This window comes from Novosphingobium sp. G106, assembly GCF_019075875.1.
In the GTDB taxonomy this organism is placed as follows: Bacteria; Pseudomonadota; Alphaproteobacteria; order Sphingomonadales; family Sphingomonadaceae; genus Novosphingobium.
Window position 1 is genome coordinate 2,044,958 of the sequence record NZ_JAHOOZ010000001.1, and the last position, 23,049, is coordinate 2,068,006.

Sequence of the window (23,049 nt, forward strand, 5' to 3'; positions counted from 1 at the left end):
GCCGTCATTCGGTGGTTCGGGAGGCCCGATTGAGTTTTCGCAGCCAAAGACCAGCGTGGAACGGAACGCCGGCGCGTTCGCCGCGGAAATTGCTTCTGCTCGCGGTCCACGACGTCGGCCCGCGGTCGGAAAGCGCCGTCGACCTTCTGCTCGATCGTCTCGGCAGGCATGGCCAGGCCGACAAAGCGGCGCTTCTGGTCGTGCCCGATCACTGGGGCGAAGCGCCGATCCGGGCGAAGACGCCCTTCGCCGCGCGGTTGCGCGGCTGGGCCGATCGCGGAACCGAGATCTTTGTTCACGGCTGGTTTCATCGGGATTCGATCCAGCATCGCAGCCGAGCAGCGCAGTTCAAGGCGCGGCACATGACCGCGGGCGAAGGTGAATTCCTGGGCCTCGACCGTGCCAGCGCCCAGGCACTCATGCTTAGCGGCAAGGCTTTGCTGGAAGACATCACGGGCCGCAGCGTTGCCGGCTTCGTCGCCCCGGCGTGGCTCTATGGCCGCGGGGCGCTCGATGCCCTCGCCGAATGCGACTTCAAGATGGCGGAGGATCACTGGAAAGTCTGGGCACCGACCACCGGCGAGGTCCTCGCCGAAAGCCCCGTGCTGACCTGGGCGAGCCGTAGCCGCGGCCGCATCGCATCTTCGCTCGTCGCGGCACGCCTGCTGCCGCCGCTGCTGCAGCGCATGGAGGTTGCGCGCATCGGCGTTCATCCAGGCGACGCTGCCGTTCCGGCGATCCTGGCGAGCATCGATCGTACGGTCGCGCAGCTCAGCAGGTCGCACCGCATCGCCCGATACGGCGATCTCCTGGCGAACAGGCAGACCGCATGCGCGTGCTGACCTTCGTGCATAGTTTCGAACTGGGCGGCGTCGAACGCATTGCGCTGCGCCTCGTCCGGCGCTGGCGCGAAATCGGCGTCGATGCCCCCTTGTTCGTCGGTCGGGTGGAAGGCGACATGCACCGCGACGTCGGCGCCGGCCTCGATTTCTTCACGCCGCCTTCGCCGCCCTTGCGGACTGCGAGTTGGGAAACGCTCTGGATGATCTTGACTTTGCCCCGCGCCGTGCGGCGGCTGCGTCCCGACATCCTGTTCTGTCCCGGAAACAGCTACACGGTCGTCGCGGTCGCGCTCAAGCTGCTGCTCGGGCGCGATTGCCCGCCGATGCTGGCTAAAGTCAGCAACGGTTTCGACCGCCGCGACATGACGTGGTGGCAGCGCGGAGCCTATCGCTTCTGGTTGCGGATGCAGGGCCGCTACCTCGATCTCGCGGTCGGACTGGAAGAGGCGATGGAAGCGGAAATCTGCGAGGCCTTGCGGCTGCCGGCTGAACGCGTCGCGACAATTCCCGATCCGGCCCTGTCGCTGCATCTGATCGAACGGCTCAGAACCGAGCCGCGCCTGCCGAGGCCCTCAGAAGCCGGTCGCCGCTTCGTCTCGGTAGGACGCCTCGTTCCCCAGAAGAACTTCGCGCTGATGCTCCGGGCCTTCCACCGCGGGGCGGCGGAAAACGATACGCTCACGATCATCGGCGATGGACCGGAGCGCGCGCGACTGGCGAAGCTCGCAGCAGATCTCGATCTCGACCGACGCGTCGAATTCCGCGGCTACGTGGCAGACCCTTCGGCGCTCTTGCCGGAATTCGACGTCTGCCTGCTTTCCTCCGACTACGAGGGCGTGCCCGCGGCGGTCCTCGAGGCCTTGGCCGCGCGCGTGCCGATCGTCGCGACCGATTGCTGCCGCAGCATGGCCGGCCTCCTCCTCCATGGCGTACTCGGAGAACTCGTCGCTGTCGGCGACGAGCGTGCCTTCGCCGACGCGATCGCGAATGCATCGCCGGCGCAACCGGACGATGCGCTCAGCCTCGCTCAAGCGCGCCGTTTCACGATCGACCACGCGGGCGAAGCCTATCTGCAGGAAATGCGCCGGCTTCTGCCACGCCCTGCCGGTAGCGCAGAGTTCAGACCAGCCGCGACCCCAGGCACGCCCGTAAGAGAACATTGCGCATGACCCTTCACGCCATGATCGACAGTCCTGCGCCGCCGGTTTTCGACCACCCCGAGCGGGGCGCGGGCATTCCTCGGATGATCGACCCCAAGCCGCTCGTAGAGATCGGCGGAAGCCGGATACGGTGGATCGGCCCCGCCGTCTCGGTGCTGATCCTCCTCGCCGTCATCTATCAGCTTCGCCAGCTCGACTTCCGGCACCTGCTGGAGCTGCTGCCTTTCAGCCCGCCATTCTGGATCGTCTTCGCCGCCTACTATTTCGCCGGCCCGTTTTCGGAATGGGTCATATTCCGGCGGCTCTGGTCGCTTCCGGTCGGCGGCTTCACCGCGCTCCTGCGCAAGCTTGTCAGCAACGAAATCCTGCTGGGATACCTGGGCGAAGTCTATTTCTACGCCTGGGCACGCCGCCATGCCCAGATCACCACGGCCCCCTTCGGCGCGATCAAGGACGTCACGATCCTAAGCGCGCTGACCGGCAATCTGTTCACCCTGTTGATGGTAGCGGTTGCGGCGCCGCTGTTCGGCGCGCTCCATCTCGGAATCAACAGCACTGCCTTCATCGGCTCGACGGTCTTCGTGCTGGTCCTGTCCGCGGCGATGCTGCTGCTGCGCAAGCGGCTGTTCACCCTGCCTAGGCGCGACCTGATCTTCGTAACGCTTGTCCACTCGGCGAGGATCGTCACCATGATGATGCTCGCAGCCACCGCCTGGCACCTGCTGCTTCCCTCCGTGGCGCTGACCTGGTGGCTGCTGCTCGGTACGCTGCGCCAGCTTCTCTCGCGCCTGCCCTTCCTGCCAAACAAGGACGTCGTCTTTGCCGGGCTGGCTTCATTCCTCGTCGGATCGGACGTGCAGATCGCATCCGCCATCGCCCTGTTCTCTTCCCTGATCGTGGGCGCGCATCTTCTTGTCGGAGCCTATGTCGGCGCCGCCGAGCTGCTGCGCGCAGACCGTGGGGCATGATCGCCGTCATGGCTCCCCTGCTGCTCGGTGCCTACCTGCCCTCGACTCCCGAGCTGGGTACTGCCGAAGGGCGCTGCCGGCGCGGCGAGCAGGGCCCCGCCCTGCTCGTGGAAATCGACGGGCTGAAGGATCGGCGTGGCCGGATCAGGCTGGAACTCTATCCGGCGAACGACACCGACTTCCTGCAGGACGACAATCTGCTGGTAGCAGCGGGAAAGACGTTCCGACGGGTCGAAGCGCCGGTTCCGACCGCTGGCCCCGTCGAGCTTTGCATTCGCGCGCCCTCCCCCGGAACCTACGCGCTTGCCGTGTTGCACGACCGCGACGGCAATCGCCGCTTCAGCCTGTCGATCGACGGCATCGGCTTCGGAGGCAATCCGAAGCTGGGCTGGTCGAAACCGAAAGCCGCAGCGGCAAGCATTCGCGTCGGTCCTTCGCCGACCCCGGCGCGGGTCGTCATGAACTACCGCCGGGGACTCTTTTCCTTCGGACCGATCGGGAAATGACCGCTTGCGTATCGTAGATATCTGCGCCTTTTACACCCCCGCGGGCGGCGGTGTAAAAAACTTATGTCGAACGCAAACTGGAGGCTGCACGGCCAGGCTGCGAGGAAGTGATCATCGTCGCGCCGGGCCAGGGTGAAACGACGATACGCCATTCCGCCGCAGGCCGGATCATGACGATACCCGGACCGACGCTGCCCGTCGATCGCCGCTACCGCTATTTCAATGACGAACCGGCGCTGCACGCGCTGCTCGACCGGCTCGACCCCGATGTCGTCGAGGTGTCCTCTCCCTGGGGCAGCCCGGCCATGGTCGCTCGCTGGCGCGGCCGCGCGCTTCGCTCGCTGGTCATGCATGCGGATCCTCTGTCAGCCTATGCCTATCGCTGGTTCGGCGGTATCGCATCGCGCGGGAACATCGACCGCGGGTTCGAATTCTTCTGGCGCCACTTGCGCCGTCTCGACCAGCAGTTCGACATCGTCGTCAGCGCCGGCGCAAGCCTGACCGGCCGGCTGGCGGCAGGCGGAATGCGCAAGGTTCAGACGCTTCCCATGGGCGTAACGCCGGGCATTTTCACGCCGGCACTGCGCGACGAGCGGCTGAGAGCCCGACTGCTCGCTCGATGCGGTCTGGACAGCGATGCGACGTTGCTGATCGGCCTGGGCCGGCTTGCTCCGGAAAAGCGTTGGCCGATGGTGATCGAGGCCGTAGCGGCCGCGGGCTATAGCCATCCGCTGGGACTGGTACTGTTTGGCAACGGACGCGAACGGGCGCGGGTCATCCGGGCCGCAGCCAACAATCCCCATGTCCAGCTGCACGCGCCCATCACCGACCGGGGCGAGCTCGCCACCGTGCTCGCAAGCGCCGACGCGCTGGTTCACGGCTGCGAGGCCGAAACATTCTGCATGGTCGCCGCCGAAGCAAAAGCCAGCGGACTACCTCTCATCGTCCCGGACGAAGGCGGCGCCAGCGACCAGTTCGTTCGCGGCCAGGGCGAAATCTACCAGGCCTGCTCGTCATCGAGCCTGGCAGAAGCGATCGGCCGCTTCATGGGTTCGGACCCGAAGCTTCAGAGACGCCGTGCGACTGCATCGGCCGCGACAGTAGGAAGCATGGACACCCATTTCGCACGCCTGTTCGAGGTCTATGCCAATGCAATGCGTTCGCCCGCCAGCGTAGCCTGAGCCGACTCCGAACGACACTAGCCCTGTGCCATGGAGAGACCGATCACGGGCGCAGCGAACGAGGCGGATTGCGCGAGCGTGGTGACCTGCAAGCCGGCAGCGCGGCAGCGCTCGACGAGGGCACTGGGAAGGCCCCTCCCATCTACCATCACACGCTTGAGCAGCGGCAACCGGCTGCCACATGCCTCGATCACCGAAACCAGTCCCGCAAGTTGCCCGCGATCGATCACGAGCGAGGTGATCCGAAGCTCGCCCAGTGCCCGTGCCAGACGCACGAAATCCGGACGCTGGGGATTTTCGAGACCTATGCGATGGGGCGGAGGAACGACGTAGGTACCGCCGGCGATAATCGTCGCATAGAAACCCGCAGCCGTTTCCACGACGGACCAAGCTGGCAACAAAGCGAGATGGCGGTCGAAATCCTGCCGCGGGCAGGAGTGCACCAGCGTAGCCGCGATTTCGACAAGCAGGTCCACGGATAGACTGACCTGCTTGAACTTGCCCCCCCTGCTCGGGACACACAGGAGCCGCAGATGCCCTTGCAACGGGGCGATCGGCAGCGAATTGCGGAGCTGAATCTTGATCGGCGAATTCAGATAGGCTGCGTGCGCTCCGTTCCAGGCAACGGCGGCGGCCGTATCGCTGGCGCTCAATGTGGTCGGCATGATCAATTGGGAGACCTCTGCCTTGACGAGAGCGAGGTCGAGGATCGACCGGGCAAGGCCATTTCCGATTTGCACCGCAACCGGGCGACTCCGGCTGAATTGCGATGCAAGTTCTCCCGCAAAAGTTCGGACCAGCTCCGAGAACAAATGATAGTCGACGGGCAAATCGACTACCGTGTCCACCGCCATCCTGTGAGCGGATCTGGCGCCATGGCTATGTATGGCATCAATTAGGCAGTTCATGTTCGCTCCGGTAGCACCGTCTCGATCGCGGCGGGGCCGAGCTCATTTCGACGCCGTCCGTTTCGATGACGACACCGAACGCTGTAGCCGCAGTTCGCTCGCCAATAGTTCGCCAACGAAGGGAGGCCCTGAGAGCGAGTTCGCTTAGGCGACCTTCGCATCTTGTATAAATTCCGCGATCCGCTGCGAAGGTTTCGCCGGCTATCCGACGGACGAACGTCCGAAGGGTAGTCATGCGACCGACCGTGAGAATTCTGTGCGCCTCGCTCGTTCTCGCGTTCGCCGCCTGTGGCGGCGCGGCGCGCAAGGCCAGCGACAAGCCGGCCAAGGTCGATCCCGTAGCTCACGAAAGCGAGCTCATGAGGATCACGCAGCGAGGCATAGTCAAGCGACCTGAAATGCACGTGACCTCCTGCTTTCCACCAGCAGGGATTAGAGCCCAGCGGTTTTGTTGCGCATGAGTGCAGGTCCTTATGCAGTTCAGCAGCGTCCTCGGTGGGCGCGTCTCAACCCGAGAGCTTCTCAAATTCCAGTTCGGGGAACCCTTGGTCGGCGGATTGATCGAGCCTGTCGTAGTAATTGTTGGCACCGCCGAAATAGATCAGCACGCGCGGCGGCTTGTCCTGCCGGTTGGCGCCCATCATCCAGGAATGGACCTTGCCGCCCTCGGCCATCAGCGTCTGTCCGTGGATATCAGCAGTGTGCGCCGTCCACTCCCGCTGCGCCTCGAGCCTCGGCTTGAAGACGTCGAAGCCTTCGCGTTCCATTTTCGCGATGCAGCGGCTGATCCAGATCACATTCTGCTCGATCGAGGTCGGCAGGTTGGCAAATGGCGCCTGCGGCCCGGTGACGATGAACATGTTGGGGAAATTGGCCACGCAGACACCCATGATGCTCTCGGACACCGTTTTCCATGTTTCGGCCAGAGTCTTGCCGCTGCTGCCGCGGATCGGAAAGGCTTCGAGCGCGCCAGTATAGGCCTTGAACCCTGTCGCCAGGACGATGATGTCGAACTCATAGTGTTCGCGGGTCGTGCGGATACCGGTTTCCGTGATTTCGACCAGTGGCTCGCGGTCCTTGATGTCGACGAGACGCACATTGTCGCGGTTGAACGCTTCGAAGTAGCCGTGGTCGAGCGGGGGGCGCTTGGCGAACAAGGGATAGTCGTCGAAACTGGGCGAGAGCAGCTTCGCGATCTCGGGATCGTCCACGCGTTCCTTCATCTTCGCGACGATGAATTCCGACGCCATCCGGTTAGCCTCGGGGCTGGTCAGCAGGTCGTCGAAGGTTTCGAAGACCCAGCGGAAGCTGCCGGTCCAGTTTTCCTCGAAGATCCGCTGGCGTTCCTCGTGAGGCGTATCGACGGCGTTGCGACCGACCGGACTGTCGAAGGCCATGCCGAACACGTGGTTGCGACATTTCGCTATGACCGCGTCGTAGTCGGCCTTGATCTCCTTTTCCCATTCCGGGGTCATCGGCTTCTGCATGGCCGGCAGGACGTAGTTCGGCGTGCGCTGGAACACCGTCACGCTGCCGGCGGTCTCCGCAACGACGGGCAACATCTGTACCGTGGTCGCGCCAGCGCCGATGATGCCGATCCGCTTGCCCGCATAGTCGAGCCCTTCCTGCGGCCAGCGGGACGAGTGGAATAGCGGGCCGCGGAAGCTATCCATGCCTTCGATCTTCGGGATCATCGGCTCCGAAATCATGCCCATGCCGCTGACGAAGTATTTGCAGGTATAGGTCTCACCACTGCGCGTGGTGATCTGCCAGCGCCCCTGGCCGTCGAGGTACCGCGCTTCGACGATCTCTGTATCGAGCTGGATATGCGGCCGCATCTGGCACTTGTCGGCGATGAAGTGGAAATAGCGGTGCGTCTCCTCCCAGCCCGGATAGCGCTTTGTCCAGGACCATTCCTGCAGCAGCTCCTTCGAGAAGGCGAGGCAGTAGTAGTAGCTCTCGCTGTCCGTGGCAGCACCGGGATAGCGGTTCCACGTCCAGGTTCCGCCGATGTCCGAGGCCCTGTCGAAGATGCGAACCGAAAGCCCCAGTTCGCGCACGTAGTGGATCAGGGCGAGACCCGCGAAACCGGCGCCGATGCCGATTACGTCGAAGTCTACCTCTGCCGCTGCTCCCTTCTGCAACGAAAGGGCCTCATCGGTCGAAGCGTTCGTAGTGGTCATCTGTCGTGCTCCCAAAACAACCCGGACGGTGCCTTCGTTGGGACCGTCGCTTTTCAGTCCGTATCTTCAATCCGAGCCAAACCAGGCCGGACGCCGTCAGCGCGGTTTGATCTCGGTATCGATTCCGATCTCTCGCAGGATCGCCTCGCGGTCGGAATCGCGTCGCCACATGATCGGCCTGACCGACTCTGTGTCTGCGAAGCGTGGCGCGGGAGAAGGCTGGATGTAGCCACTGTCATCGGCGTAGCTGCCCCGCGCCTTGTTGTGATCGTGAGCGATTGCCTCGTCCATCGTCAGAACTTCGCTGTAACAGCAGTCGCGGTCCTGCAACCTGGCGGTCCAGGCCTCTCGCGAGGCAGAAGCGAAGATCCCGGCCAGACGGGCCTTCATCACGAGCCACTTTGACGGGTCGTACTGATCGGCAAACGCCGGGTCATCGGCGAGTTCGAGCGCCTCGATCAGGCGGGAAAAGAACTTGGCTTCGATGGCACCGATCGCGATGAAGGTTCCGTCAGCACAGGCATAGCAGGCGTAGAACGGCGCGCCGCCGTCGAGCAGGTTTTGCCCTCGCGGCCTATCCCACATGCCGTTGTGCTTCAGCGACCACATCCCCGCCATCATCACCGTGGCGCCGTCGGCCATGCTGCAGTCAATGATCCGGCCTCGGCCGCTTTGCCGCGCCGCGAGCAGAGCCGTGACGAACCCGAAAGCCAGCATCATGCCGCCGCCGCCATAGTCGCCGATCAGGTTCAGCGGCGGCGCCGGCGGCTGTCCTTCGGGACCGATCGCCGCGAGGCAACCGCTGAGCGAGATATAGTTCAGATCATGCCCGGCCTTGTCCGAAAGCGGCCCGTGCTGGCCCCAGCCGGTCATCCGCGCGTAGACCAGGCCTGGATTACGCATCATCAGCATGTCCGGCCCCAGGCCCAGCCGTTCGGCGACACCGGGCCGGAAGCCTTCAATCAGGCCGTCGGCGGTTTCGACGAGCTTCGCGACGATTTCGACGCTTTCCGGTTGCTTGAGGTCGAGCGTGATCGATCGTCGCGAACGCAGGAGGACGTCGCGCCCCTGGTCCTGCCCCAGCGGGTCGCTGCCCCCGGGCCGATCGATCCGGATCACCTCCGCACCATGGTCGGCGAGCATCATTCCACAGAATGGCGCAGGGCCGATCCCGGCCAGTTCGATTACGCGCACACCTTCGAGCGGAGGACGCATCAAACCGCCTTCGACGCGATCCTCACCAGTCATGCGAAACCGCGGCGGGCGCGCGTGGTTGCATAGGCCAAGGCGCCCCTGCCGATTGGCCGGTCGCATCGATCACCCCATGCCGTCGACAGGCCGACGTCCATTTCGCTCTCCTCAGTTGCCTGGCCCATCCTGCTTCGAAGACGCCGCCCAAGACTCGCTGAGCGAGTTTTAACTTATTTGCTTACGTCTAGCAAATATATTTACCGTCACCGCAATTGCTTGATTTTGCTTATTTTACCGACAGGGTATCGAGCGCATTTCGGCGGTAATGCTGGAACACCGCATGCACGTCGATGCGTTCGGGATCGACCAGCCACTGATAGATCAGCCCGAAGATCAAAGAGGCGAACTCCACTGCAAAGCACTGGGGATCGATCGTGCCCCGGATCGTCCCCTCGCTGATACCTTCGCGCACCCAGCGTTCGGCATCGCGGCGGTATGCGGTGTGATTGCGCGCAAGACGCTGACGCACCTCATCGTGGCTCGACATCGATTCGAACCAGAGAATGTAGAGCGCCTTCATCTCGTGCGAGCGGTTGAGCAGGAAATACTCGACCGCATCGAGCGCCGCGCTGAACGCAGGCAGCCCGGTGCTGCTACCGACGGCGTGCCGCAGTTCCTCGGCCCAACGACGATTGAAGTCGCGCACCAGTTGGCTGAACAGGCCTTCCTTGGAGCCGAAGCGATTGCTGGCCAGCCCGCGACTGTAACCCGCCCTCTCCCCGACTTCGCGCAGTGTGGTGTTGTGTGTACCGTGTTCGGCAATCAGTTCCTTCGCCGCTTCGAGCATTCGCGCGTCGGACAGCGCGGTCCGTTCGGCCTGCGTCATGCGCTTGGAAGCCGGACTGCTCTGGACGGCAATATTCTGTTTCATGTCAGCATTCTTCTGCGGCGAACATCGGTTCGTGAACGATGGCTATATGTCCTGCCGCGACTTGCTCCCGCAAGCGCTTCTTGTCGATCTTGCCCACGCTCGTCTTGGGGAGCGCTGGAAGGATCGCCCAATATTCGGGCACCATGAACTTCGCCATGCGGCCGCGCAGCACGGCCCGCAGCGCCGCGAAATCGGGATCGTCGGCACCGTCCCAAGCAACGATAGCCAGTGGGCGCTCCTCCCAGCGCGGGTCGGACACCGCCACCACCGCCACCTCGACCACTCCAGACAGTGCAGCGATCCCGTTCTCGAGGTCGACCGAAGATATCCATTCGCCGCCGGACTTGATCAGGTCTTTGATGCGATCGGTGACCTGGACATAACCGAACGGATCGATGCTGCCGACATCTCCGGTTTCGAACCAGCCGTCGGCCGTGATCGCGTGCGGCGTGTCGTGGTAGCCGGCGGTCACCCAAGGCCCTCGGACCTGCAACTGGCCAATCGCCTCACCGTCCTCCGCAACCGGGGTGCCGCCGTCGTCGACGATGCGCACTTCCATGCCGGCGACGGGCCGACCGCTCTTTGCGCGCCAGGCAGCCTCATCCTCCGGCGCAGTTCCACGAGGCGGGCTGGATAGGACGCACATAGGGCTCGTTTCGGTCATACCCCAGCCCTGCAACACATCGATACCCCACACCTCACGCACGCGCTCGATCAGGTGGCGCGACACGGCCGAACCGCCCGAGATGATTGTGCGGAAGCTCGACATATCCATCGGCTGTCGCAAATTTCGCGTCAGCAGGTCGTTGAGGATCGTAGGGACCGTCATCGTCAGCGTCGGGCGAGCCTGGGCGATCATCTCGGCAATCGGATCGGGCTGGAGGAAGCGCGATGGCATCACCATGTCCGCCCCCGCGAGCCAGCACGAATAGGGCAGGCCCCAGGCGCTGGCGTGAAACATCGGCGGCATCATCAGTACGCGGTCGGCATTGCAGATCCCGAATGCGTCGCTTCCCATTGACGCCAGGCTGTGGAGGAAGATCGATCGGTGACTGTAGGTCACGCCCTTGGGATTGCCAGTGGTTCCCGAGGTGTAGCACATCGCCGCGGCCGACCGTTCGTCGAGTTCCGGCCAGTCCATCATCGGATCGGCGGCCGCCAGCAAGTCGGCCAGGGCATGGGGCACGACATTCATGCCGTCGAATGCCCCGCCCCCGTCGCCATCGGTAACGATGACGTGCCGCAGACCCGGCAAATCGCCTGCAAACGCGGCGAGAAGTTCGACGAGGCTGCTGTCGACGATAATCACCCGATCGTCGGCGTGATTGGCAATCCAGCCAATCTGGTCGGGATAAAGCCTCAGGTTCAGGGTGTGCAGCACGAAACCCGCCGCCGGCACCGCGAGATAGGCTTCGAGATGCGCATGACTGTTCCAGCACAGCGTGCCGACGCGGTCTCCGGGCGCAATGCCAAGCTCGTGCAGGGCGCTCGCCAGTCTCCGCGACCGGTCGGCGATGTCGGCGAAGGTCATCGCCCGCAGGCCCTGGCCGTCGAAGGTGGAGACGGTGCTGTCAGCGAACAACCGCGCACCACGCAGGAAGATCATCTGCGTCGTCAGCGGGAAGTCCATCATCGTCGCATCGATCATCGTGCGGCTTCCTCGACCAGCGTCGCGGCCTCGCGCAGCAGGTTCGGGACATCGTATTCGAGCCCGCGGGCATAGTCGCTCGAAACCTTGCCCTGGGCACAGAGCACCCAGGCGCCTTCGACGATCGCGGCCAGTCGCCACGCGGAAAAGACGATATGCCAGGCGAGCGCCGCATGATCGCGCCCGCTCGCGAGTGACCAGATCTCCGCCATTTCGGCCCTTCCGGGCGCTTCGGAGTGGTTGGAGATCGCCTGCACGAAGGCGAAGCCCAGCGGCGCTGCCGGATCGCGTTTCCAGAAGAACAGGCAGAGGCCAAGGTCGACCAGAGGATCGCCGAGCGTCGCCATTTCCCAGTCGATCACAGCGCGTACTTCGGGCCGCTCCCGCCCGGCAAGGCAATTATCGAGATGGAAGTCGCAATGGATGATGGCGGGGCTGCCTTCCGCAGGAAGCGTGGCGAGCAGCCATTCGCCGACCTCCGTCAGCAGCGGCAGGTCGCGCACGGCATTGTCCGCGCGCACTTTCAGCCAGCGCTCGATCTGCCGCCGCGCGAAGCCTGCAGGCTTGCCGAAGCCTTGCGCGTGCAACGGTGCGGTGTCGACCCGGTGGATCGTGCCGAGCGTTTCCATCAGCGAACGGCCTATCTCGGCAGTCGCATCGGCACCATAGGCATCGGGAAAGGCATCGGTGATGGTCACGCCATCGACGAATTCGGACAGGGCGAACGGCTGGCCGATCACCTGCGGGTCATCGCAATAGGCGACCGGACGCGGCGCCGGGGCGTGATCGGCAAGCGCCGAGATCGCCGCGAATTCGCGCGAGATCCCCGCCGCAGCCTTGTCCGAAACGGTTTCCGTGGGCGGATGGCGCAACACGAAGCGCCCCTCTCGGGCGGTCACCAGGCGCGTGACGTTGGCATTGCCTCCAGCGAGCTGGCCGCCGATCCCGACATCGTGCAGGCCGGCATTGGCGCAGAGCCAGTCCGCGAGCCTGGTGTCGGCATCGGAGGTCACAACCCGCACATCAGGCCCCCGTCGGTGAATACCGTCGAGCCGGTCATGTATGTCGATCCCGCGACCCAGAAGCAGGCCTCGGCGATTTCTTCCGCTTCGCCCATCCGTCCGAGCGGCACTTTCGCCACGATCGCTTCGCGCGCCTTCTTACTGATGCCACTGGTCATTTCGGTCATCACGAAGCCCGGCACCACGAGATTGACCCGGATGCCGCGGCGGGCGAGTTCGGCTGCGAGCACATTGGTCAAGCCAGCAAGCCCGGCCTTCGATGCGCCATAACAGCTATCACCGGAAAAGCCGCGAAAGCCGACTACTGCGCCCACGTTCACGATTGAGCCGCCTTTCCCCATGTGCGGCAGCGCAGAGCGCACGACATGGAGCGGGCCGGAGAGGTTGGTAGCGAGCGTCGCGTCCCAATCCTCGATCGCGAAGCTTTCGACCCGGCCACCCCGATGCAGCCCGGCGCTGTTGACCAGCACGTCGATGCCGCCCCATTCCGCTGCCACCCGCGCGCAGCAGTTCTGCACCTGCGACGGGTCGCTGACATCCGCCGCGATGCCCATAGCCCGGTCGCCAAGCGCCAAGGCTTCCGCCGCAATCGAGTCGCTTCGCGCGACGAGGCAAACCCGGTCCCCCGCCGCCAGCGCGCGTTCGGCGATTGCTCGACCGATACCGCGCGAGGCGCCGGTCACCACCCAGCGGCGGGGCAGTGGCGGGAAGGCCGGCCGATCCACGAGATGCTCCTAGAAAGTCTGCGTGACCGCAACGCCATAGGTCCGGCGCGGCCGCGGTGCGGCGTAGCTCCAGACACCCTGCACGTCGTAGCCGATCGTCCAGCCCTTCTCGTTGGCCAGGTTCTGGCCGAACACGCTTACCGTCGTCTTGTTGAACCGCACGTTGGCCGAAGCATCGACCAGATACTGGCCGCCGTTGCGAAGGTTCGGATTGTTGAGGAACGTGATCTCGTGCGGACCGATGTAATGGACATCCCCGGTAATCCAAGCCGAGGCATTGTCCCCGATTTCGGTTTCATATGTCGCGCCGAAGCTCCACGTCCATTTCGGCGCACGGCGGATCTTGAGGAAGGTCGCGTCCACCGGCGTGCCGGTGCTGAAGATGTCGCCGAAGAATTTCTTATACTTGGCGTCGAGGTACCCTAGATTGCCGTTCACCTTCAGGTTCCGGGTGACCTGAGCCGTCAGATCGAACTCGACGCCCTTGAAATCGGCTGACGACGCGTTGATCGTCCGGTTTTCGCGCCCCGTGGACGTTCCGGGCGCCGGCACGTCGAGATCCTGCTGCATGTCCTTGTACTTCATCAGGAATGCCGAGCCGTTCAGACGTACGCGCCCGCCGGCGAACTCGGTCTTGAAACCGACCTCGTAGTTATCGAGCGTTTCCGGATTGTAGGGGATCGTCGCGGCGCCGATCGTCGATGGCCGGCCGTTGAAGCCACCGCCGCGATAGCCGCGTGACCACAGGGCATAGACCATGGCGTCATTGTTCAGTTCGTAGCGAAGCGAAATCCTGGGCGTGAACTTCGACCAGCTTGCCTTCACCGGCGTCGTCATGACGATCTGCCCGCCCGCAAGGCTGGGCTGGATCACCGCGACAGGGTTTGCCTCCACCAGCGTTCCGTAGATAAAAATCGGCTTGTCGTTGACCAGGCTGGTCTTCTTGTCATGCGTATAGCGTGCACCGACGGTCAGAGTCAGGCCGTCGACCAGCTTGTAGTCGGCTTCCCCGTAGAACGCCCAGGACTTGTTGGTCTGCGTCACGTCCTGCGCACTGGTGAGCAACGGCGCACCAGCGAAGCCGATGTAGTTCTTCAGGTTGATCGTATAGCGCGAATCCCACAGGTAAGCGCCCAGCACGAAAGTCAGCGGGCCGTTCCCGCCCTTGGTCAGGCGTAGCTCGTTGGTCGTCTGACGCCAGCGGGCGGGACGATCGGTGTGGTACAAGGTCTGCGGTCCGGCATCGAAATCCTGATTGATCGCTTCGTTCGTCTTCAACCATCCCAGGATGTAGTCGATCTGAAAATCGGAGCCGAGATCGTAGGTCGCCTTGGCGATTGCCATGTCGAGCTTGAACGTCGCGTTCTTGTCCAGCCGACCGTTGCTCACGCTGACATAGCGGTCGCCGGATGTCGGCACGCCCGGGCTGGGCGAGCACTGCTGATATGCCGCGCAGAAAAGGTCGGTCGGGCGGTTGACCGCGAGGAGCTGTGGCGGATCCTGCTTGGTCTTCTGGTGATCGTAGCTGACCTGGATGTGAAGATCGGTGGTCGGCTCGAACAGCAGCGCGCCGGAGACCGCGTAGAATTCCGAACGCTGGCCCGGCTGGTTGTAGAAGCGGTTGTAGAAATAGCCGTCCGACTTTTCATAGGCTCCACTGACCTTGACCGCCAGATTGTCGGTCAGGCCCGTGCTGGCGACGGCCTCGGCTTTCCAGGTATCGAACTTGCCATAGGTGACGCGCGCCTTGCCCGTCAGGTCGTAGGTCGGCCGTGAGCGGGCAATGTTGATGACGCCACCTGTCGCGTTGCGGCCGAACAGCGTGCCTTGCGGTCCGCGCAGCACCTCGACGCGGTCGATGTCTATGGCTTTGAGCAGGCTGCCCGAGCTTTGCCCGATGTAGACGTCGTCGAACACGACGCCGACCGCCGGGTCGACCGACTTCTCCACGTCGGCAACGCCGATGCCACGGATGTAGACGGCGGCGACGCCCCCCGGCCCCTGTTGGGTATCATCGATGACGACGTTCGGCGATGAATCGGCGAAGTCGCGGACGTCGGAATCGAAGCGCTTGGCCAAGTCGCCGGCCGAAAGAGCACTGATCGAAGCGGGAACATCCTGCATGCGTTCTACACGCTTGCGGGCGGTGACGACGATATCTTCAAGGCCGCCCTCGTTCCTTTCGGCGACCGGCGACGCGGCAGACTGTCCATAGGTGGGAACCGTCCAGGCGACAGCCGAACTGGCAACCGAGAGTGACAGGACAAACCGATTCCGGATCATGCCTGCGAGCATCGAAATCTCCCCTCCATTCAAGCATCGCCGGCCCCTTGCCGGTCATTTTGCTTGCCGCACGCACGACGATTCCGTCGCACCGGCAAAGGCAGATAATCATACTTGCTTACGACAAGCAAGTGTGATTATCTCGACCCATAGGCACTGAAGCGGCGCAACCAAGCTGCCCGGCCTTTCAGCTGCGTCGATATCGGGAGAGCGTGAATGAGTGGTCGATTGAATGGCAAGGTGGCGCTGATTTCTGGCGGCGCCAGCGGCCTGGGCGCTGCGCAAGCCACCCTGTACGCCAGGGAAGGCGCGAAAGTCGTAATCGGCGACTTACAGGAATCGCTTGGTGCCGAAACGGTCGCGACGATTGCGGCCAAAGGCGGCGACGCCCGGTTCGTCCGGCTCGACGTGACCGATCCGGCGAGCTGGCACGCGGCAGTCGCTTTTGCAGCTTCCGAATTCGGAAAGCTCACAACGCTCGTCAACAACGCCGGCATATTTCACCCTGGCGGCGTCGAAAACGAGACCGAGCAAGGCTGGGCGCAAATGATCGCGGTCAACCAGACCGGCGTATTCCTGGGCATGAAGGCTGCGGCGCCAGAGCTGCTCAAATCGGGCAATGCGGCGATCGTCAACATCTCCTCGCTATATGGTTTGATCGGCAGCGCCGATGCGATCGGCTATCATGCGTCGAAGGCGGCGGTTCGCGTGATGAGCAAGGGCACGGCTCTCGAATTCGCGAAGCGCGGCATCCGCGTGAACACGATCTTCCCCGGGCAGATCTGCACGCCGATCCTGGGCGACATCACGCCTGAACAGGATGCCGCGATCAAGGCCGCGATCCCGATGGGCGAAGTCGGCGACCCGATGGATATCGCCTACGGCTCGCTCTACCTCGCCTCGGACGAAGCGAAATACGTCTCCGGCGCCGAGCTTTGGATCGATGGCGGGTGGTACGCAGCATGCTGATCGCACGCACCGGAGGCGCAGGGGCATGAGCTGGGATTTTTCGACCGACCCTGAATTCCAGCAGTCGCTCGACTGGATGCGCGACTTCGTGCGCGAGGAGGTCGAGCCGCTCGATCTCGTGTTCCGCGGACCGGCCGATCCTTTCGACCCGAAAGGACCGGCGCGGCCCATCATCAAGCCGCTGCAGCAAGTGGTCAAGGACCGCGGGCTGTGGGCCTGCCACTTGGGTCCCGAGCTTGGCGGCAAAGGCTTCGGGCAAGTAAAGCTCGGGCTCATGAACGAGATCCTCGGCCGCAGCCGGTTTGCGCCGGTCGTGTTCGGCACCCAGGCCCCCGACACGGGCAATGCAGAAATCCTCGCCCGCTTCGGCAGCGAGGATCAGAAGGCCCGCTATCTCCAGCCTTTGCTGGATGGCGATATTGTCTCCTGTTACTCGATGACCGAGCCGCAGGCGGGCTCCGATCCCGGCGAATTCACCTGCCGCGCGCGGCGCGACGGCGACGAATGGGTGATCGACGGCGAAAAATGGTTCGCAAGCCATGCCTGCGTTGCCGAATTTCTGATCGTGATGACGATCACCGATCCCGACGTCCCTGTGCACGAGGGATCGAGCATGATCATCGTGCCCAATCCCACGCCGGGAATGGAAATAGTGCGCAACACCGCGGTCGGCCCGAGGGACGAGATCGGATCCGGTGTCCACGGCTATATCCGTTTCACGGGATGCCGGGTGCCCGTGGCAAATACGCTCGGACCCGTCGGCGAAGGTTTCAAGGTCGCCCAGTCACGGCTGGGTGGCGGCCGCATACACCACGCGATGCGCACGGTGGGCATGTTGAACAAGGCGCTCGACATGATGTGCGAACGCGCCGTGAGCCGTCGCACCAAAGGAGAGCGGCTTGCCGACAAGCAGATGGTGCAAGAGAAGATCGCCGACAGCTACACGCAGATCCTGCAGTTCCGCCTTCATGTGCTCTACGCCGCGTGGCTGCTCGACCGGGACAAGGGCTACACCCATCCCGTGCGACGTGAGATTTCGGCCGTGAAGGCGGCAATGCCGGGCGTGCTCAAGGATGTCGTCTATCGCGCGCTCCACCTGCACGGTTCGCTCGGCATGTCGAACGAAACGCCGCTGATGGACATGTGGCAATACGTCCCCGAAATGGGCATCGTCGATGGGCCGACCGAGGTTCACAAGGTGTCGGTCGCGCGCGATCTGCTGCGCCACGTCAAACCTGCAACGGGGATATTTCCCAGCTACCACGTGCCGACAGCGCGCGAAGCGGCGCTGCGCAAGTTCTCACCCTATCTCGACGGAAGGGACGCAGCGTGACCGACGCCCTCCTCCAACGCATCGACCGGCTGGAAAGCCGGTTCGCCATGCTCGATCTCGTCAGCGACTATTGCCATGGCTTCGACAAGCGAGATTTCGACCGCTTCCTTGCCATCTGGTGGGAGGATTGCGTCTGGGAGATCGGGCCGCCCTTCGGAACCTTCCACGGCCACGCCGGGATCAACGAGGCCGTGAAGGACATCCTCTGGCCCGCCTGGTTTCAGTCGACCCACTGCACCACCAACCTCCGCATAGACTTTTCGAGCGATGACCATGCCGGCGGCGTTTGCGACGTCGATTGCATCGGTACGACCAGCGATGGCCAGGCGCAAACCGTCGCCGCAACCTACACGGACACCTTCGAACGTCGCGACGGCGTCTGGAAGATTGCGCGGCGGCACGTGAAGATGCACCATTTCAGCCCGCTCGTCGGGATCAAGCTCGAAGCGCCGCAATAGGCGCAACGGCGAGAGGAGAGGAACAGCATGGCCTATCTCGATACGGGCCGGGGCCGAGTCTACTACGAGCATCATGCCGGGGAGAAGCTGCCCGTCCTGCTGATCCACGCCTGGGCGATGAGCACGCGGGTATGGGATTCGACGCTTTCGGCCCTTCAGGAAGCCGGGCATTCGGTTGTCGCCTTCGATCACCGTGGATGCAGCCAGTCGGACAAGGATTTCGACGATTTCTCGATCGGCGCCGTCGCAGGTGATGCCGTCGCGATCTGCGATGGGCTGGGGCTCGAGAAAGTGGCGGTGAACGGCTGGTCTCTTGGCGGCGCCGTCGCGACCGAAGTCGCGCACCGGATCGGCGGGCGGTGTGCGGGGCTGATCCTCACCTGCGGCGCGAGCCCGCGCTATACCCAGGCGGAAGGTTTCCCCCACGGCGGCACCGCCGACGACGTACGGGCCACGGTCGCCGCGATCCGGCCGGATCGCGCCAGCTTCTTCCACGGCATCTCCCGTGCCGTCTGCGCCCGGCCCGTCGGCGAGGCAGTGCTCGATTGGATGTGGTCGGTGTTCATGGAGGCCGCGCCCGGCGCCGACCGCACCCTTGGCGAACTCGCCACGATCGACCAGCGCGACATTCTGGCCGCGCTCGACGTGCCGCTGCTGTCGATTGTCGGCAGCGACGACGTTTTCACACCGCCGGGCATCGGCGAATTCGCCGCGCAAATTGCCAAGCGCCCCCGCCTGGTCCGTTTCGAAGATTGCGGCCACGGCCCCATGTTCGAGGAATATGACCGCTACTGCGCCGAATTGCTCGGCTTTCTCGCCAGACTGGAGTGAGTGCGATGAGCGTGAACTTCGGGCTGTGGTACGATTTCCGCAACCCGCCCCAGTGGCGCCAGCCGTTCGGCCGGATGTACGCCGACTATCTCGACCAGATCGTGCGCGCCGAGGCGCTGGGATTCGATTCCGTCTGGCTCACCGAACACCATTTCTGCGAGGACGGTTACACCCCCTCACCACTCGTTATCAGCGGCGCTATCGGAGCCCGCACGACGCGCATGCGCATCGGCACGAACCTCATCGTCTTGCCCCTGCACGATCCGGTGCGTATCGCAGAGGACGCCGCGACAGTGTCCCTGCTGACCGGCGGACGCTTCGATCTTGGTGTCGGCATCGGTTACAAACAGGGCGAGTTCGAGGCCTTCGGGCGCGAATTGAAGCATCGCCCCAGCCTGATCGAAGACTCCGTGGAGATCATCCGGCGCGGATGGCGCGGCGAGAATGTGAACTATTCGGGCAAACTCCATTCTCTCGGCAACCTGCCGATCACCCCGGTGCCGGAAAGCCCGCCCGCGTTGCTGATCGGCGGAATGGCCGAACCAGCGATCGACCGCGCGGCGCGTATCGGCGATGGTTTCCTGTCGACTGGCGGAATCGGCCTCGACACCTATGTCGAGGCGCTCGAACGGCAGGGCAAGGATCCGGGCCAAGGCCGCATCGCCCTCGGTTGCTGGGCGCTGATTTCCGACGACCCGAAACTGGAGGCCGAACGCGCAGGGCCCCACGCTCTCTACCAGGCGAATGAATATATTCGGTGGGGTGCGTTCGGCCCGCCCGATCAGGTACCCCTGTTCCCCGATGCCGCCACCGCGCTCGATCAGGGATTGTACGAAGTTTGGACGCCCGACGAGGCCATCGCCAAGCTGTCCGCACTGATCGGAAAATACCCTCAGATCGTCGACATTCATTTCTGGGCACAGTTGCCCGGCGAACCGGTCTCGGCAGGTGAGCGCCGGATCGAGTGCCTCGCCGGAAAGGTCCTCCCGCAGCTGAGGACCTGAAGTTGAGGGGCCGCACCGAACCCGCTTCCCACGGTTCAGCTTCCGACTACGGCAGGCCGCCTGGGACGCCCTCGGCACCGGCTCGCTCGCGGCGGTCAATGAGACGGCGACGCCAAGCGAGGCCCAGAGGCCAAAGCATGGCGGCGCCCAACGCCGCGTCGACCGCAACGATGCAGAGAAAGGCACTACTGGTGAACGTATTTCCCCAGGCGAGAAACAACCCCGCGAGGCAAAGTGGAACACCTATTTCGGGATGACGGACGAGCTTGAACGTGCTCCAGCAAAGCCAGCAGAACAGCGCCGCGATCAGCAGCGCGCCGACTATCAAAGCCGCGGACTTGCCGATGATCAACAGCAGCGTCATTTCGGCACCTCTCCGGGTCGCTTGACCCGTCCGTCCCCCTGTGGCTTTCTCCCGAACCACTAGGCTAGTTATATCGTAATACGATACAAATAGCAAGGCAAATTCGCCCGCGCCGCGCTATTCCCCGATGCGGGCGAGCAGATCGGAAAGCATGGGGCGCAGCCGGCGAATCTCTTCGCGGTGGGTGACGCTGAGCTGGGCCAGAAGGCTGTCCGCCTTGTCCGTAGGGACCACCTGCGCCTGTCGGCGGTCACTTGGGGACACCTGCCGCTCCAGCAGGCCAAGTCCTTCGAGACGGTCGACGAGCCCGCTGGCGCTGTGGGGCTTCAGCATCAGCCATTCGGCGATGTTGCCGATCGTCGCTTTGTTCGGTTGCGCGGCCTTTATCGCCAGCAGCGCCTGGTGCTGCTGCGGTGTCAGGCCGACCTCGGACGCGCGTGCCTCGCTGAAGGCCAGGAACCTGCGCAGCGTGCCGCGAAATTCCGCCAGCACGCGGTAGTCGGCATCGTTCAGGGCATCTTTCGTCATGGGCCTCCCGAGCGGTCATTGATAAATATCGCAATACGACATAAATGCGGCCGTCAATCAACGACAGGCCCTTTGCATGAACGCGTCCGCGGCAATCTCCAAGTCCCGAAAACTCGCCGATCACAGCGCAGATCGGCGTATGCTGTGGCTGGTCGCCGCTGCGCTGCCGGTCGGAACGGGCGGCGCCTTCGGCGCGTGGATCCTGCTCAAGCTGATCGCGGTGGCGACCAACATCTTCTGGTTCGGGCACCTCTCGGCTGCACCCAGCCAGATCGCCGACAATAGGCTCGGCCTCGGCGTGGTGATCGTCCCGATCGTCGGCAGCCTCATCATCGGGCTCATGGCGCGCTTCGGATCGGAGAAGATTCGCGGTCACGGCATTCCCGAGGCGATCGAGGCGATCCTCTATGGCGAGAGCCGGCTGTCGCCCAAAGTCGCGGTGCTGAAACCGCTGTCCTCCGCCATATCGATCGGCAGCGGCGGGCCTTTCGGTGCCGAAGGGCCGATCATCATGACGGGCGGCGCGATCGGCTCGCTGTTCGCCCAGTGCTTTCACCTGAGCGCGGCCGAGCGGAAATCACTGCTCGTGTCGGGTGCGGCGGCGGGCATGACGGCGATCTTCGGCTCGCCGGTGGCCGCCGTACTGCTCGCGGTCGAAGTGCTGCTGTTCGAATGGAAGCCGCGCAGCTTCGTGCCCGTCGTCATCGCCGTCCTCGTCTCGCTGGCCTGGCGTCCGCTGCTGGTCGGCTCGGGACCGCTGTTCGCCTTTTCCGCAGCGACTCCGGCGGGCGCGCTAGCGATTGGCGCGGCGATAGGAGTAGGCATTTTCGTCGGCGGCGAGGCGGCGCTGCTGTCCTGGCTGCTCTACCGCGTTGAGGATCTGTTTCATCGCTTGCCGATCCATTGGATGTGGTGGCCGGCCCTCGGCGGCGCGGTCGTCGGCATTGGCGGGCTCGTAGACGCTCACGTGCTCGGCGCCGGATACCAGTCGATCGAGGCCCTGCTGCAGGGTTCGATGGCGCTGCGTGCCCTGCTTACGTTGCTGTTCGTCAAGGCTGTGGTCTGGCTGGTGGCGCTGGGATCGGGCACCTCGGGCGGCGTCCTCGCCCCCTACTCATTCTCGGCGGAGCGCTCGGCCTGCTGGTCGGACAATTCCTGCCCGGAGATCCCGGTTTCTGGGCGATGATCGGCATGGCTGGCATCATCAGCGGTGCCATGCGGGCACAGATGACAGCTGCAGTGTTCGCCGTGGAACTGACCGGCCATTTCGATGCCCTGCCCGCGACGCTGGCCGCTTCGGTCGGCGCCTATGCCGTCAGCGTGCTGGTGATGCGCCGTTCGATCCTGACCGAGAAGATCGCCCGCCGCGGACGGCATATCCTGCAGGAATATACGGTCGATCCGCTCGAGTTCCTCCAAGCCAGAGACGTGATGACTCCGGACCCGACCTGCCTACCAGGATCGATGCCGGTGGCGGACGCCGTGGCCCACTTCGCCCGGCCAGGAGCGCACCGCTCCTATCCGGTCATCGACAGCGACGGCCGGCTGCAGGGTGTGGCTTCTCGGTCAGATGCGCTGCAGTGGCAGATCGACGGCAGTCCGGCGGGTGCCTCGCTGGCCGAGGTGCTGTCCGATGCCTCGCAGCCATTCGGCTGGGCGACATCGCCGATCGGCGAAATTGCCGACCAGATGATAGAGACGGGCATCGGCCGTATCCCGGTCGTCGATCCCGATACGGCACGTGTCGTGGGCATTTTGACCCGCCACGACTTGCTCCGGGCGCGCTACACTCAGACGACTGCCGAAAGCCAACGGAGTCGCTGAAAGCTGCCAGGACTGGGAGCGGATGATGGCAATCCTGTACGTCGTTCTCGCCCTGCTCGGTATGGCCGGGCTTGCGATCGCACTGTTCGCGGAGCACGCGCCGCATTGGCTGCGCTGGGTCGGCGGCGCGCTAAGCGCGGTCCTGCTGGTCTCGGGGGTTTGGCATCTCTAGCGGAGGCGGCGCGCCAAA

21 protein-coding genes and 1 pseudogene are annotated in these 23,049 nt (G+C 64.0%); 12 read left to right on the forward strand and 10 right to left on the reverse strand.

Translation table 11 applies throughout. From position 1 onward, the window contains the following. The first annotated feature begins 29 nt into the window (after positions 1-29). The 5 genes from KRR38_RS09750 (at position 30) to KRR38_RS09770 (ending at position 4,657) form a co-directional block, all read left to right on the forward strand. Positions 30-842, forward strand: coding sequence for a polysaccharide deacetylase family protein (locus KRR38_RS09750; protein WP_254514726.1), 813 nt, complete (start codon positions 30-32; stop codon positions 840-842). Then, positions 830-2,011, forward strand: coding sequence for a glycosyltransferase (locus KRR38_RS09755; RefSeq protein ID WP_217400971.1), 1,182 nt, complete (start codon positions 830-832; stop codon positions 2,009-2,011). The genes KRR38_RS09750 and KRR38_RS09755 overlap by 13 nt, the downstream gene beginning before the upstream one ends. Further along, the gene (locus tag KRR38_RS09760) at positions 2,008-2,970 is read left to right on the forward strand and encodes a hypothetical protein (protein WP_217400973.1); all 963 of its coding nucleotides are present in this window, start codon (positions 2,008-2,010) and stop codon (positions 2,968-2,970) included. Before KRR38_RS09755 ends, KRR38_RS09760 begins: the two co-directional genes overlap by 4 nt. Further along, entirely contained in the window at positions 2,967-3,476 is a 510-nt protein-coding gene (locus KRR38_RS09765; RefSeq protein ID WP_217400975.1) for a DUF2141 domain-containing protein, read from the forward strand. Before KRR38_RS09760 ends, KRR38_RS09765 begins: the two co-directional genes overlap by 4 nt. A 107-nt stretch (positions 3,477-3,583) precedes the next feature. Then, a complete protein-coding gene (locus tag KRR38_RS09770; protein WP_309141009.1) occupies positions 3,584-4,657 on the forward strand; it encodes a glycosyltransferase in 1,074 nt (357 codons plus the stop codon). Between the two features lie 17 nt (positions 4,658-4,674). On the opposite strand, the gene KRR38_RS09775 is transcribed toward KRR38_RS09770, so the two are convergent. The 8 genes from KRR38_RS09775 to KRR38_RS09810 all read right to left on the reverse strand — a co-directional run bounded on the left by KRR38_RS09775 (position 4,675) and on the right by KRR38_RS09810 (position 15,560). Next, positions 4,675-5,505, reverse strand: a complete 831-nt coding sequence (locus KRR38_RS09775; protein ID WP_217400977.1) for a hypothetical protein — start codon at positions 5,503-5,505, stop codon at positions 4,675-4,677. A gap of 566 nt (positions 5,506-6,071) precedes the next feature. Then, positions 6,072-7,748: an NAD(P)/FAD-dependent oxidoreductase gene (locus tag KRR38_RS09780; RefSeq protein WP_217400979.1), complete on the reverse strand. Its 1,677-nt coding sequence runs from the start codon at positions 7,746-7,748 to the stop codon at positions 6,072-6,074. A gap of 96 nt (positions 7,749-7,844) precedes the next feature. Continuing rightward, the gene (locus tag KRR38_RS09785) at positions 7,845-8,963 is read right to left on the reverse strand and encodes a CaiB/BaiF CoA-transferase family protein (protein ID WP_217400981.1); all 1,119 of its coding nucleotides are present in this window, start codon (positions 8,961-8,963) and stop codon (positions 7,845-7,847) included. Positions 8,964-9,225: 262 nt separating this feature from the next. Continuing rightward, positions 9,226-9,825 carry a TetR/AcrR family transcriptional regulator gene (locus tag KRR38_RS09790; protein ID WP_217400983.1) on the reverse strand — a complete coding sequence of 200 codons (600 nt, stop codon included), beginning with the start codon at positions 9,823-9,825 and terminating at the stop codon, positions 9,226-9,228. Between the two features lie 46 nt (positions 9,826-9,871). Further along, the gene (locus KRR38_RS09795; RefSeq protein ID WP_217400984.1) at positions 9,872-11,518 is read right to left on the reverse strand and encodes a long-chain-fatty-acid--CoA ligase; all 1,647 of its coding nucleotides are present in this window, start codon (positions 11,516-11,518) and stop codon (positions 9,872-9,874) included. After that, on the reverse strand, positions 11,515-12,540 hold the full coding sequence (locus KRR38_RS09800) for a phosphotransferase family protein (protein WP_217400986.1): 1,026 nt from the start codon (positions 12,538-12,540) through the stop codon (positions 11,515-11,517). The genes KRR38_RS09795 and KRR38_RS09800 overlap by 4 nt, the downstream gene beginning before the upstream one ends. Further along, positions 12,528-13,265 (reverse strand): SDR family oxidoreductase, encoded by a 738-nt coding sequence (locus KRR38_RS09805; RefSeq protein WP_217400988.1) that lies wholly within the window; start codon positions 13,263-13,265, stop codon positions 12,528-12,530. Before KRR38_RS09805 ends, KRR38_RS09800 begins: the two co-directional genes overlap by 13 nt. A gap of 9 nt (positions 13,266-13,274) precedes the next feature. After that, entirely contained in the window at positions 13,275-15,560 is a 2,286-nt protein-coding gene (locus KRR38_RS09810) for a TonB-dependent receptor (RefSeq protein ID WP_217400990.1), read from the reverse strand. 204 nt (positions 15,561-15,764) lie between these two features. Between KRR38_RS09810 and KRR38_RS09815 the strand changes: the two genes are divergently transcribed. The 5 genes from KRR38_RS09815 to KRR38_RS09835 are packed head-to-tail and all read left to right on the forward strand — an operon-like array spanning position 15,765 to position 20,143. Next, entirely contained in the window at positions 15,765-16,517 is a 753-nt protein-coding gene (locus tag KRR38_RS09815) for a glucose 1-dehydrogenase (protein ID WP_217400992.1), read from the forward strand. Positions 16,518-16,542: 25 nt separating this feature from the next. Next, complete coding sequence (locus KRR38_RS09820; protein ID WP_217400994.1) at positions 16,543-17,850, forward strand: acyl-CoA dehydrogenase family protein; 1,308 nt, start codon at positions 16,543-16,545, stop codon at positions 17,848-17,850. Beyond that, positions 17,847-18,308 (forward strand): nuclear transport factor 2 family protein, encoded by a 462-nt coding sequence (locus KRR38_RS09825; RefSeq protein WP_309141010.1) that lies wholly within the window; start codon positions 17,847-17,849, stop codon positions 18,306-18,308. Before KRR38_RS09820 ends, KRR38_RS09825 begins: the two co-directional genes overlap by 4 nt. Positions 18,309-18,335: 27 nt before the next feature. Then, the gene (locus KRR38_RS09830; protein ID WP_217400996.1) at positions 18,336-19,139 is read left to right on the forward strand and encodes an alpha/beta fold hydrolase; all 804 of its coding nucleotides are present in this window, start codon (positions 18,336-18,338) and stop codon (positions 19,137-19,139) included. A gap of 5 nt (positions 19,140-19,144) precedes the next feature. Next, positions 19,145-20,143, forward strand: coding sequence for an LLM class flavin-dependent oxidoreductase (locus KRR38_RS09835; protein WP_217400998.1), 999 nt, complete (start codon positions 19,145-19,147; stop codon positions 20,141-20,143). Positions 20,144-20,189: 46 nt separating this feature from the next. Here the strand turns inward: KRR38_RS09835 and KRR38_RS09840 are convergent, their stop codons facing one another. Together KRR38_RS09840 and KRR38_RS09845 are read right to left on the reverse strand one after the other, a co-directional pair. After that, positions 20,190-20,507, reverse strand: coding sequence for a hypothetical protein (locus KRR38_RS09840; protein ID WP_217401000.1), 318 nt, complete (start codon positions 20,505-20,507; stop codon positions 20,190-20,192). A gap of 117 nt (positions 20,508-20,624) precedes the next feature. Beyond that, the gene (locus KRR38_RS09845) at positions 20,625-21,035 is read right to left on the reverse strand and encodes a MarR family winged helix-turn-helix transcriptional regulator (protein WP_217401002.1); all 411 of its coding nucleotides are present in this window, start codon (positions 21,033-21,035) and stop codon (positions 20,625-20,627) included. 139 nt (positions 21,036-21,174) lie between these two features. Between KRR38_RS09845 and KRR38_RS09850 the strand changes: the two are divergent. Both KRR38_RS09850 and KRR38_RS09855 read left to right on the forward strand, forming a co-directional pair. After that, positions 21,175-22,859 (forward strand): annotated as a pseudogene (locus KRR38_RS09850) (chloride channel protein). 25 nt (positions 22,860-22,884) lie between these two features. Further along, positions 22,885-23,031, forward strand: coding sequence for a hypothetical protein (locus tag KRR38_RS09855; protein ID WP_217401004.1), 147 nt, complete (start codon positions 22,885-22,887; stop codon positions 23,029-23,031). Positions 23,032-23,049: the final 18 nt, after the last annotated feature.